Below are 12,126 nucleotides of genomic sequence, written 5' to 3'. Positions count from 1 at the left end.
TGTGAGGGAGTGATCATATCGCGGCGGATGGGATCAAGTGGTCACGCCGAGTGAGACTGTCCGGCCCACTCGAAGCCGTCCTCGACGGTGACCTTGGCCGCGACCAGCACGAGCCGGTCGGCGTGCTTGTTGGCGTGGTGCCCGCAGAACACCAGCGAGCCGCCGCTGCTGAGGGCGATCTCGGCCTTGGCGGCCGCGCTGCAGCTGTCGCAGCGGTCGACCAGGGACGGGACGGTGACGATCTCGGGCGACAGCATGGTGGTCATCATCGCTCTCCTTGCTCGGTGGCGGTGCAGCGGTCCTGACAGCGGGTACTTCGGCCCGCCGGAAGGGCGCCTTAGCCCTCGGGGGGTCGTTCGGGGCCCTGCAACTGAGGCGCAACCGGCAAGGTCCCTGGTGACTCTGTCCCGTCGTCAACCTTTCCCTCAGACGCCACGGCCATACCCCGTCACGCGGGTGAAGTCGTTCGCCTGTGGCTTAACGGGAGGGAACCCAGAATGACTCGCAACGACGGCCGGCGCCGCACCGCGCGCTTCGCGCTGACCGCCGGCCTCGCCACCGCGGCCGCAGTGACCGGCGTCGCCGGCTCGGCCCTCGCTGGTACGCCCACCGCCCTGCCCACCGGCCCGATCCGCGCGGCGGCCACCGCGGACGCGATCGCCGGCAGCTACATCGTGGTGCTCAAGCCCGGTACGGCGGCGGCCGCCCAGGTCACCTCCGCCTCCCGGTCCCTCGTGAAGCGGTACGGCGGCAAGGTCCGCGCCAACTACCTCTCGGCCGTCCGCGGCTTCCAGGCCACCATGACGGCCACCGCGGCCCGCCGGCTCGCCGCGAACCCGGCCGTCGACTACGTCGAGCAGGACGCCACCGTCCGGATGGCCGACACCCAGAACGCGCCGACCTGGGGCCTGGACCGCATCGACCAGCCCGCGCTTCCGCTGTCGAAGACCTACACCTACCGCTCCGCGGCCAACGTGACCGCGTACGTGCTGGACACCGGGATCCGGACCAGCCACACCGAGTTCGGTGGCCGGGCCGGCCACGGCTGGGATTTCATCGACAAGGACGCCACCGCGCAGGACTGCAACGGGCACGGCACCCACGTGGCCGGCACGATCGGCGGCCGCACGTACGGCGTCGCGAAGGACGTCAAGCTGGTCGGCGTACGGGTCCTGGACTGCACCGGGTCCGGCTCGTACTCGGCGATCATCGCCGGCGTCGACTGGGTGACCACGCACGCGGTCAAGCCGGCCGTGGCCAACATGAGCATCGGCGGCACGCTGAGCTCCGCGCTCAACGCCGCGGTCACCAAGTCCATCGCTTCCGGGGTCACCTACGCGGTGGCGGCCGGCAACGAGAACAAGAACGCCTGCAACTACTCGCCGGCGGCCACGCCCAACGCGATCACGGTCGGCGCCACCGAAAGCACCGACGCCCGGGCCTCGTTCTCCAACTTCGGCTCCTGCCTCGACATCTTCGCGCCGGGCGCCAAGATCACGTCCGCGGGTTACTCGTCGGACACCGGCACGCAGACGATGAGCGGCACCTCGATGGCGGCCCCGCACGTGGTGGGCGCGGCGGCGCTGGTGCTGGGCGCCGACCCGGCGGCCACGCCGGCCCAGGTGCTCACCGCCCTCACCACGAAGGCGTCGGTGGACAAGGTGACCTCGCCGGGCACAGGCTCGGTCAACAAGCTGCTCAACACCAGCTGGCTGAACGCCACCGCGGGCACCCCGAGCCCCACGCCTACCACGGCCCCCACCACGACGGCCCCGACGAGCGCCCCGACCACCGCTCCGACGACCACCCCGCCCACGACGACCCCCACCACGAGTGCGCCGGTCACCGCGTGCGGGCCGTTCACCATGGGGACGGACGTGCGGATCAGCAAGTACGGCACCGCGTCGAGCAGCGTCAGCATCTCCGGCTGCACCGGCACCGCGTCGTCGACCTCCAGCGTGACGGTGACCGTCGCGCACGGCTACCGCGGTTCGCTCGTCGTCTCGCTGGTGAGCCCGCGGGGCACGAAGTACACGCTGAAGCAGGCCGACAAGACGGACACCGTGGCGAATCTGGCCCAGACGTACCCGATCAACGTGCCCGGTACGTCGCGCAACGGTACGTGGACGTTGCAGGTCAAGGACTCCTTCGGCACCACGACCGGAATTCTGGACAAGTGGAAGTTGACGCTCTGAAAGCTCGGAAAGCCGTACCGGTGCGGCGCCGCGCCGATAGCGTGTTTCGTGAGTAGAGCCAAGGAGGCCGCCATGACTGAGGCCACGCAGGAGCGCCCCACGGTCCTCGTCGTCGACGACGAGGAGGACCTGCGGGACATCATGCGCCGGATGCTCGAGCGCCGCGGCTTCGCCACCCTGGTGGCCGGCGACCGCGAGCAGGCTGTCGCGGTCTGCCAGGACCATCCCGGGGTGATCGACGTGCTGGTCACCGATCTCAACCTGCCCGGCGACTCGGGTGGCGAGCTGGCCCGCACCGCGACCGGGCTGCGCCCCGAGATGGGCGTCGTGTTCATCTCGGGCCTGCCCAAGGACATCGCCGTCACCAAGGGCCTGATCGACCCGGACGCGTTGCTGGTCAAGAAGCCGTTCACCGCCGATCTGCTGCTCGAGGCCCTGCGCTCGATCCTCGACCAGCGGGCACCGACCGTGTGACGACCTGAACGAGAACGCCGCCGGAGCTGCTCCGGCGGCGTTTTCTGCGTTCCGGCCTCGGCCGAACGGTGGAGGTGCCGTCGGCCGCAAAGCCCTTCATCCGCTGGGGCTCCTGCCGCCAGAGGGTCCACTGTGGCGCGGCTCCCGGCCTGCACCCGTTCGCGATCCGGGCCGGCACCCGCCCGCGCCGAACCTGAATGTCAGACAGCAATTGTTTGACATACAGGGGGAACGACGTGACGGCCAGGCGCAGGACGATCGGAGTCGCACTGACGGGTGTGGTGGTGGCCGGCGCGGGTGTCGCGCTGACCGGTACGGCGAACGCCGCGACGACAACCGAGACGACGACCACCTACAGCACCGACGACGCCTACACGTCCAGCACCCGCCGGACGGTGAACTTCGGCTCGGCCGACAAGCTGGTGATCGGCAAGGAGTCCGGGGAGACCCGGCTGTCCTATGTGAAGTTCGCGCCCAAGGTCGCCGCGGGTGCCACCGTCACCGCGGCCGAGCTGCGGCTGCCGGTGGAGAGCAAGCCGGTCACCGCTACGCTCAGCGTCCATTCGGTGGCGAGCGGGTGGTCGGAGCAGAAGCTCACCGCCACCAACGCGCCGGTCCTCGGCCCGCTGGTGGCCTCGATCAAGCCGAAGCTCACCGACACCACCCTGCGCTTCGACGTCTCCAAAGTGGTCACGAAGGCCGGTACCTACGCGTTCGCGCTGAAGTCGGCGGCCACCACCGGCGTCACCCGGCTGCGCGCCATCGAGTACGGCACGACCACCGCCGGTGGCCCGGAGCTGGTCCTGACGGTCAAGCGCGCCACGACCACCACCACCGCCCCGACGACTCCGCCCACCAAGGCCCCGACGACCCCGCCCGCCACCGTCCCGCCGACCACGGCGCCGACGACCGTCCCGCCGGCCACCGTTCCGCCGACGACCGTCCCGCCGACCACGGCGCCGCCGGCGGAGTGCGTCACCGGTGCGCTGCTCGTACCGTCCTGCGGCGTGCTGTGGGGTGCCGCGGCCGGTGGTTTCACCGACACCCCGCGCGACGAGGCCCTCAAGACCTGGGAGACGCTCACCGGGCGCACCGCGACGATCTTCCACCAGTACCACAAGGGCGACGAGCAGTTCCCGACCAAGGCCGAGATCGCCATGACCCAGGACCCGCAGCGCCCGCGGGTGCTGCTGCTGAACTGGAAGGTCGCCTACAACTCGACCTGGGCCAAGGTCGCCGCCGGACAGCAGGACGCCCGGATCGACAAGTGGTCCGCGTACGTCAAGCAGAACTTCCAGCAGAAGTTCTTCCTGGCGCTGCACCACGAGCCGGAGAACGACGTGCAGACCACCGCCGCGTCGGGCATGACCGCCAAGGACTACGCCGCGATGTACCGGCACGTGATCACCCGGCTGCGGGCCAACGGCGTCACCAACGCCGTCAACGTGCTCGCCTACATGGGCAACGAGAAGTGGATGGCCCAGTCCTGGTGGAAGGACCTCTACCCGGGCGACGCGTACGTCGACTGGGTCGGCCTGGACTCCTACGTCAGCGTGGAGAAGGGCTACTACCACTACGGCGACATGGGCGACATCCTCGACCGGCAGCCCACCGGCGGCGGCCTCGGCTGGTACGACTGGGCCGTGCAGAACCACCCCACCAAGCCGATCATGGTGGCCGAGTGGGGCATGTACCACCGCCGTGCGACCGTCACCGACAAGTCCGCCGCGTTCGCCTCGGTCGTCCCCGAGCTCAAGGCCCACCCGGCGATCAAAGCTGTCGTCTACTTCGACACGGCCAGCGACGACGAGGGCGACCGTGACATCTCGGTGAACTCCATGCCGAGCAGCCTCACCGCGTTCAATAAGGTCGCCGCTGACCCGATGTTCAAGGTGACCATCGGCAAGTGACGTCGCTCAACCCGGTGCCGGGCCGGTCCGTTCGCGGGCCGGCCCGGTCGGCTGTCCGGGCCAGGGCACAGTCAATTCGCCGCGGCGCCACCGGGCCGGACCGGGCAACACGGGCCACTGCTCGCGGAACTTCTCGACGGTGGCCCGCCACCGTTGCCGCGGACCGAACGGCGTGGCCGACGCGTCCCAGGCTGCGCCCAGGGTCTGCAGCAGGTCGTGGATCGGGAAACCGGGCACGTTGTGGTGGATCAGGGCCTTGGGCAAGCGTTCGGCGAAGGTGGCCGGATGGTCCAGATCGGACAGTCGCGCCGACAGGGTCAGCGTCTGCGGCCCGTCCGCGCCGACCACCGCCCAGGTGGCGATCCGGCCCAGCTCGTCACAGGTGCCCTCGACCAGCAGGGCGCCGGTGGCGGTCATGGTGGCCCACGCGGCGGGCACCTCGTCCTGGTGATACTGGCGCAGCACGTTGAACGCGCGGACCACCTGGGGGCGCAGGCCGGCCAGCTCGAAGCCGCCCCGGCGGAACTCCAGCAGCGGCGGGTCCGCCCACGGCTGGGCGTCGCTCACGCGTACCGGATCGATCTCGAGACCGACCACCGCGATGTCCGGGCGGACCTGCGCGGCCAGCCGGCCGCGCAGCTCGACCGCCGTGACCGGCGTCGCGCCGTAGCCCAGATCGACGACCAGCGGTGCGGCCGCGCGGGTCAGCAGCTCCCCGCAGCGGTACGCGATGAAGTTGTCCACCCGGCGCAGCCGGTTGGGGTTCGTGGTGCCCCGGGTGACCGCACCGACCGGCTTCATGGCGTCAGCTCTGCTCCCGGGCCACCTTGTGCTGGGCCGCCTGGGCGATCGGGCGCACCACCAGCCGGTCGACGTTGACGTGCTGCGGCCGGGTGGCGACCCAGGCGACACAGTCCGCGATGTCCTCGGCGACCAGCGGCTCGCGCACCCCGGCGTAGATCGCGTCGACCTTGGCCGGGTCACCGAGGCGGTTGAGCGAGAACTCCTCGGTGCGCACCATGCCCGGATCGATCTCGATGACCCGCACCGGCCGCCCGGCGAGCTCCAGACGCAGCGTGCCGACCAGGGCGTTCTGCGCGTGCTTGGCCGCTGTGTAACCGGCGCCGCCCTCGTAGACCGTGAAGGCCGCGGTCGACCCGACGGTCACCACCGTGCCCGCGCCACTGGCTTCCAGGGCCGGCAGCAGTGCCTTGGTGACCCGGAGCGTGCCGAGGACGTTCACCTCGTACATCCACTGCCAGTCGGCGACCGAGCCGGCCTCGACCGGGTCCATCCCGCGCGCCCCGCCCGCGTTGTTGACCAGCAGCGCGACCGGCGCACCGAGCTCGTCGACCGCCGCCGCCAAGGCATCCACGGCAGCGTCGGACGTGATGTCGCACACCACCGCGGTGGCGTCCGCGCCGAGCTCGGCGACCAGCTTCTCCAGCCGGTCCGCCCGGCGCGCGGCGGCCACCACGTGGAAGCCCTCGGCGGCCAGCCGGCGTGCGGTGGCCGCGCCGATGCCGCTGGACGCCCCAGTGACGACGGCGATCTTCTTCTGCACCATCCTCTGATCCTGCCTCACCGCGGCAGGAGAGCTGGGTCACCCCCGGCCTCCTGGCGTTGGGTTGAGGGCCGGTGGATGGGGAAGATGAACGACGGCGTAACAGTTCCCCGTTACGTTCCACTGCTTTCGCGAAGGGACACGACGTGGCTGAGCTGCGGGCTGCAGGCCCCTGGCCGACCCCCCGGCGCATCGCCACCCTCTCCGTGCACACCTCGCCACTGGAGCAGCCGGGCACGGGCGACGCCGGTGGCATGAACGTGTACATCGTCGAGGTGTCCAAGCGGCTGGCCGAGCGGGACGTCGAGGTGGAGATCTTCACCCGCGCCACGTCGAGCGAGCTGCCGCCGGTCGTCGAGATGGCGCCGGGCGTGACTGTGCGCCATGTCACCGCCGGCCCGTTCGAGGGCCTGTCGAAGGAGGAGCTGCCGTCGCAGCTCTGCGCCTTCACCAACGGCGTGCTGCGGGCCGAGGCCGCGCGCCCGCCCGGCGCGTACGACCTGATCCACTCGCACTACTGGATGTCCGGGCAGGTCGGCTGGCTGGCCCGGGAACGCTGGGGCGTCCCGCACGTGCACACCGCGCACACCCTGGCCAAGGTCAAGAACAGGTTCATCGCCGCCGGTGACCGCCCCGAGCCCAAGGCCCGGGTGATCGGCGAGGAGCAGGTCATCGCCGAGGCGGACCGGCTGGTGGCCAACACCCGGTTCGAGGCCCAGGACCTGGTCAGCTGTTACGACGCCGACCCGACCCGGCTCACCGTGGTGCAGCCGGGCGTGGACCTGGACCGCTTTCGACCCCGCTCCACCCGGGCGGCCGACCGCCGCCGGCTCGGCCTGCCCGAACGCGGGTACGTGGTGGCCTTCGTCGGCCGGATCCAGCCGCTCAAGGGCCCGGACGTGCTGATCAACGCGCTGGCCGCACCGGCCCTGCGCGACGAGGACGTGACCGTGGTGATCTGCGGCGGCCCCAGCGGCAGCGGCCTGGACCGGCCCACCGCCCTGATCGAGCTGGCCGGCTCGCTCGGCGTCTCGCACAAGGTGCGCTTCGTGGCGCCGCAGACCGGCGAGGCCCTCGCCGCGCTGTACAGGGCCGCCGACCTGGTCGCCGTCCCCTCCCACAACGAGTCGTTCGGGCTGGTCGCGCTGGAGGCCCAGGCCTGCGGCACGCCGGTCGTCGCGGCGGCCGTCGGTGGTCTGGTCACGGCGGTCACCGACGGCGTCAGCGGAGTGCTGGTGGACGGGCACGACCCGGTCGCCTGGGCCCGGGTGCTGGCCGATCTGCTGCTGGCACCGGCCCGCCGGCTGCGGCTGTCGATCGGTGCGGTCCGGCACGCCACCAACTTCTCCTGGGACCGCACCGCGGACGGCCTGCTGCGGGTCTACCGCGAGGCGGTGACCGAGCACCGTGCGCTGATCGAGGCCCGCCTGGCAGGCTCGTTCTCATGGTGACCGAGATCGGCGCGCTGATCGAGCGGGTCTGCGCGGAACGCGAGCTGGAGTGCGAGTCCACCGGCGATGCCTCGTGGGTGGTGACACTGCCGGGCACGCACAAGCTCAAGACGGCCTGCAACCTCATCGTGGGCGAGCACGCCCTGCGCATCGAGGCGTTCGTGATGCGCCACCCGGACGAGCAGAGCGAGGAGCTCTGGGCCTGGCTGCTGCGCCGCAACGCCCGCATGTACGGCGTGAGCTTCTCGATCGACGCGGCCGGCGACGTCTACCTGACCGGCCGGGTGTCGCTGAAAGGCCTGGACGAGGACGAGCTGGACCGGCTGCTGGGCGCGGTGCTGACGTACGCCGACGAGTCCTTCGACTCGATGCTGGAGATCGGCTTCGGCTCGTCGATCAAGCGCGAGTGGGAGTGGCGGGTCAAGCGCGGCGAGTCGCTGGCCAACCTCCAGGCCTTCGCCCACCTCGCCGACAAGGAAACCCCCGGCTAACCTGAAGCGGTAACTGTTAAGAGCGTTACCAGTTGGGGGACCGGGTGCCGACCGGGCGCAAGTGGTGGACGGACGCGGCCGGTGGACTGCCCGCGACGTACTGGTATCTCTGGACCGGTCTGCTGATCAACCGGGTCGGCGGCTTCGCCGTGCTGTTCCTGAGCCTGTATCTCACCGCCCAGCGCGGCGCGAGCCCGGCACTGGCCGGCCTCATCGTCGGCGGGTACGGCATCGGCGGCGTCGCCGGCACCCTGCTCGGCGGGATGCTCACCGACCGCTGGGGCCGTCGCCCCACGCTGCTGGCCTCACACTTCGCCACCGCCGCGCTGCTGGTCGCCCTGGCGGTGAGCACGGATCTGCGGTTCGTGGCCGGGCTCGGCCTGCTGCTCGGGCTGGCCCAGTCGATGCCCGGCCCGGCGTTCGTCGCGGCGATCATCGACGTGGTGCCCGCCGAGCGCCGCTCCCGGGCGTTCAACCTCCAGTTCTGGGCGTTCAACCTGGGCCTGGCCGGGGCGTCGCTGCTGGCCGGGCTGCTGGCCGAGTGGAGCTATCTGGGGCTGTTCCTGATCGACGCGGCGTCGACTCTGCTCACCGGCGTACTCATCGCCTGGAAGGTCCCGGAGACGCTCAGCCGGCGGCCGCCGTCGGCCGCGCCGACCGGCGCGGGCATGCGCACGGTCCTGGCCGACCGGATCTTCCTGGTCTTTGTCGGCCTGACTCTGCTGCAGGCGCTGCTGTACGCCCAGACCAGCACGATCGTGCCGCTGGCGATGAGCGACGACGGGCTCAGCCCGTCGAGCTACGGACTGGTGACCGCGCTGGGCGGGGCGCTGATCGTGGTGGGCCAGCTGTTCGTGCCGCGGCTGATCGACCGGCACCGCAAGGACCGGGTGCTGGCGACGGCGGTGGCGGTGATGGCGGTGGGTTTCGCGACACTGACGTTCGCCGACCGGCTCGGCGGCTACCTGGTGGCGGCGGCGATCTGGACCGTCGGCTCGATGCTGGCCGCGCCGCCGAACGCGGAGATCAATTCGGAGCTGGCGCCGGTCGAACTGCGCGGGCGCTACCAGGCGGTGTTCTTCCTCACCTTCCCGGCGGCGGCTTTCCTGGCGCCGGCGCTTGGCGGGGTGAGCCTGCAAGCTTTCGGCCCGGCGCACTGGCTGATCGTCGCTGCCGTGGGGGTCGTCGCCGCGATTCTGCATCTGGCAGCGGGCCCGAGCCGCGAACGAAGAGTGAATGCCGTGAGGCTGACGGCGCCGGCGGCGGCGGGCGACACCCATCCCCATAGGCGTCGCCCGCACTAACCGCCGGTCTCGGGTAACGCCGTCCCCCAACGGCTGATGCCACCCGTCCCCGAACGCCGATCCGCGGTGGCCCCGAAGGGCCGACCCGTTCCCCGAACTGACGGCTCGGCGTCCATCGACCACGCTAGTTGGGCCGGTCAAGGGCCACAAGCGGGTTGGCTGTCTGCCATCTGTCTGAACCGTCACACCTGGCAACTTCACCCTCACGGATGATGCCCGCCTCGGTCGTCCGGCTGTCGACTGCTGGCCGTCTGCCGTTCGTCCCTACTTCTTCGAGGCCTTCTTCCGGGCGCCTGCCGTCTCGACCTTGATGAGCCGCTGCACCAGCTCCGGCTTCTTCAACTCGCCGGTGCCCTTGACGCCGTGCCCCCGCAGCCGCCGGCGCAGATCATCGACCTTCATCGCGGCGATGGCGCTCTCGCTGACGTCCGGGGTGTTGGGGGTGTCGTTGCCCGAGGTCGGGTTCTTGCTCTTCGTCGTCGTGCTCTTCTTGGCCGTCGTGCTCTTCTTGGTCGAGGTGCTCTTCTTGGTCGCGGCGACCTCGGCCTTGATGAGCTTCTTGACCAGCTCGGGCTTCTTGAGCTCGGCGGTGTCCTTGACCCCGTGCCCCCGCAGCTTGCGCCGCAGCCCGTCGACCTTCATCGCGGCGATGGCGCTCTCACTGACATCCGGGGTGTTCGGGGTGTCGTTGCCCGGGGTCGGGTTCTTGCTCTTCGCCTTGGCCGACGTGCTCTTCTTGGCCGAGCTCGTCTTCTTGGTCGAGGTGCTCTTCTTGGTCGCGGCGACCTCGGCCTTGATGAGCTTCTTGACCAGCTCGGGCTTCTTGAGCTCGGCGGTGTCCTTGACGCCGTGGGTGCGCAGCTTCTGCCGCAGTTCGGCGACCTTCATCTTGGCGATCGCACCCTCGCGTACCTGGGGTGTGTTCGGGGTGTCGTTGTGCGCCGTCGGATTCTTGGCGGACTTGGTGGCTGCCACGCGGTGTCATCCTCTCGAGATCAGTTGTAGAGCTGCGTCGATCGGATACCCGTACCCCCGGACGGCTTCGCGGACACCCGGGCGGCTCCAGATCCCGATCGAGGCCGAGAGCTGGACGCCGGGCGCGGTTGCGTGGCGCTGGAATCGTGACAGGAGTTCCGTGGCCGGTGCCGCGGTTCGTTCGCCAGGTCGGTGCCTGCCGGAAAGCCCGGCGGCGCCTGACCTAGTCGCGGGCGGGCACCCTGATCTCCGCGGGGGGCGTGGTGTCCTCCTCGTGCCGGACTTCGCCCGTCGACGGCGGTGGTCCGGCCGGCCCGGCCGCGGGTGACGCCGATGTTGCCGGCCCGGCCGCGGGTGACGCCGACGATGCCGGCCCGGTCCCGGTGGCAGGTGACGTCGCGAGTGCCGATGCCGGCTCGGCTGGCTGCGTGGCTGTGCGCAGAGCCGCCACCCGCCGCTCGCGGGACGGCCCCGACGCGATCTGCCCCGCCGCCACCACGATCCCGATCCCGGCACACCCCAACCACAGCACCGTGCTCCCCAGGTGCTGCTGCACAAAGCCCCCCACAATCGGCGCCAAAGCCGACCCAGCCGACCAGGAGAGCGAGTTCACCCCCTGATACCGCCCGCGCAGAGCGGCCGGCGACAGCTCCGCGATCAGCGCCGAGTTCGACGGCGATTGCAGCATCTCGCCCAGCGTCCAGATCACCACCGACACCGCGTACAGCGCCACGGTTCCGGCGAAGGCGTTCAGGCCGAAGCCCACGCCCATGATCAGGGTGGCCAGGGCCAGGACGCGGGTGCGGTCGTGGCCGTCGATCAGTTTCGGGACGAAGAGCTGGCCGGCCACGATCATCAGGCCGTTGATGGCGATGACCCAGCCGAACGTGGCCGGGCTCAGGCCGTCGGCGCTCATCGAGATCGGCAGCGTCGACATGTGCTGCATGATCACCAGGACGACGAAGAAGTTGAGCAGCAGGAAGCCGACGAAGACCCGGTCGCGGAAGACCGTGCCCAGGCCGGGGCCGCCGCGGGTTCTTCTTGCCTCGGCCGGTTGTGCGGTGCGGGCCGGCCGGGTCTCGGCCAGGAAGATCAGGCTGATCACCGCCGTCACCAGGGTGGTGCCCGCGTCCACGATGAACAGCAGCAGGTAGTCGAACTGGGCGGCGAAGCCCGCCAGGATGGCCGCGCTGGCGAAGCCGAGGTTGATCGCCCAGTAGTTCAATGAGTAGGCGCGGATCCGGTCCCGGTCCGGCACGATGTCGATCATCATGGCCTGGAACGCCGGGCGGACCCCTTCGGCGAAGACGCCGAGCAGCAGAGCCCCGGCGGCCAGCTGCCAGAAGCCTTCGGCGAAGCCGAGCGTGAGCATCAGGGCCGCGGCGCCGAACTGGGCGGTCAGCAGCGTCGGGCGCCGGCCCCAGCGGTCGGCCAGCACCCCGCCGGTCATGGTGCCGACGGCACCGCCCACCCCGTACGCGCCCAGCACCAGTCCGGCCTGGCTCTGGCTGAAGTGCAGTGCCTGGGTCAGGTAGATGGCCAGGTAGATCACCACGAAGGCGCCCAGGCGGTTGATCAGAGTGCCGGTCCAGAGGAACCAGAACTGTCGTGGCAGACCGCCCGTTGCCTGCTGTAACCACTCGCGCACGCTGACCCCCGTAAGCACCGCAACACTCTTACAGCCTTACAACCTACTGATCGGGGTCTGGCGGCGCAGCCGGGTTTCCACGTGGTGGTCGCCACTGAGGGTCGGCGCACGCGC

Annotated in this window: 11 protein-coding genes; 6 read left to right on the top strand and 5 right to left on the bottom strand. The window is 70.6% G+C overall.

All coding sequences use genetic code 11. From position 1 onward, the window contains the following. Positions 1-41: 41 nt before the first annotated feature. Positions 42-266: a DUF7455 domain-containing protein gene (locus tag ACQP2Y_RS43935; RefSeq protein WP_360833109.1), complete on the bottom strand. Its 225-nt coding sequence runs from the start codon at positions 264-266 to the stop codon at positions 42-44. 231 nt (positions 267-497) lie between these two features. Between ACQP2Y_RS43935 and ACQP2Y_RS43930 the strand changes: the two genes are divergently transcribed. From ACQP2Y_RS43930 to ACQP2Y_RS43920, 3 genes are all read left to right on the top strand, one after another. Continuing rightward, positions 498-2,195, top strand: coding sequence for a S8 family serine peptidase (locus ACQP2Y_RS43930; protein ID WP_433722484.1), 1,698 nt, complete (start codon positions 498-500; stop codon positions 2,193-2,195). Between the two features lie 72 nt (positions 2,196-2,267). Then, on the top strand, positions 2,268-2,669 hold the full coding sequence (locus tag ACQP2Y_RS43925) for a response regulator (RefSeq protein WP_433722482.1): 402 nt from the start codon (positions 2,268-2,270) through the stop codon (positions 2,667-2,669). Positions 2,670-2,905: 236 nt separating this feature from the next. Further along, positions 2,906-4,579 (top strand): DNRLRE domain-containing protein, encoded by a 1,674-nt coding sequence (locus ACQP2Y_RS43920; protein WP_433722480.1) that lies wholly within the window; start codon positions 2,906-2,908, stop codon positions 4,577-4,579. A 6-nt stretch (positions 4,580-4,585) separates the two neighbouring features. On the opposite strand, the gene ACQP2Y_RS43915 is transcribed toward ACQP2Y_RS43920, so the two are convergent. Then, a complete protein-coding gene (locus ACQP2Y_RS43915; protein WP_433722478.1) occupies positions 4,586-5,380 on the bottom strand; it encodes a class I SAM-dependent methyltransferase in 795 nt (264 codons plus the stop codon). 4 nt (positions 5,381-5,384) lie between these two features. After that, complete coding sequence (locus ACQP2Y_RS43910; RefSeq protein ID WP_433722476.1) at positions 5,385-6,146, bottom strand: SDR family oxidoreductase; 762 nt, start codon at positions 6,144-6,146, stop codon at positions 5,385-5,387. 143 nt (positions 6,147-6,289) lie between these two features. Between ACQP2Y_RS43910 and mshA the strand changes: the two genes are divergently transcribed. From mshA to ACQP2Y_RS43895, 3 genes are read left to right on the top strand one after another with little or no spacing between them, the layout of a single operon-like run. Continuing rightward, positions 6,290-7,594 carry a D-inositol-3-phosphate glycosyltransferase gene (gene mshA / locus ACQP2Y_RS43905; protein WP_433722474.1) on the top strand — a complete coding sequence of 435 codons (1,305 nt, stop codon included), beginning with the start codon at positions 6,290-6,292 and terminating at the stop codon, positions 7,592-7,594. Beyond that, positions 7,588-8,085 (top strand): YbjN domain-containing protein, encoded by a 498-nt coding sequence (locus tag ACQP2Y_RS43900; RefSeq protein ID WP_433722472.1) that lies wholly within the window; start codon positions 7,588-7,590, stop codon positions 8,083-8,085. Before mshA ends, ACQP2Y_RS43900 begins: the two co-directional genes overlap by 7 nt. Positions 8,086-8,117: 32 nt before the next feature. Then, complete coding sequence (locus ACQP2Y_RS43895) at positions 8,118-9,389, top strand: MFS transporter (RefSeq protein ID WP_433722470.1); 1,272 nt, start codon at positions 8,118-8,120, stop codon at positions 9,387-9,389. A gap of 264 nt (positions 9,390-9,653) precedes the next feature. Here the strand turns inward: ACQP2Y_RS43895 and ACQP2Y_RS43890 are convergent, their stop codons facing one another. After that, positions 9,654-10,364, bottom strand: a complete 711-nt coding sequence (locus ACQP2Y_RS43890; RefSeq protein ID WP_433722468.1) for an SAP domain-containing protein — start codon at positions 10,362-10,364, stop codon at positions 9,654-9,656. Between the two features lie 223 nt (positions 10,365-10,587). Further along, positions 10,588-12,012, bottom strand: a complete 1,425-nt coding sequence (locus ACQP2Y_RS43885) for an MDR family MFS transporter (protein ID WP_433722466.1) — start codon at positions 12,010-12,012, stop codon at positions 10,588-10,590. Positions 12,013-12,126: the final 114 nt, after the last annotated feature.

Origin of the sequence: Actinoplanes sp. CA-051413 (assembly GCF_050955795.1) — a bacterium.
Classification (GTDB): Bacteria; Actinomycetota; Actinomycetes; order Mycobacteriales; family Micromonosporaceae; genus Actinoplanes.
Note: the sequence above shows the minus strand (reverse complement) of the source record. Positions and strands in the feature narration are given on the sequence as shown.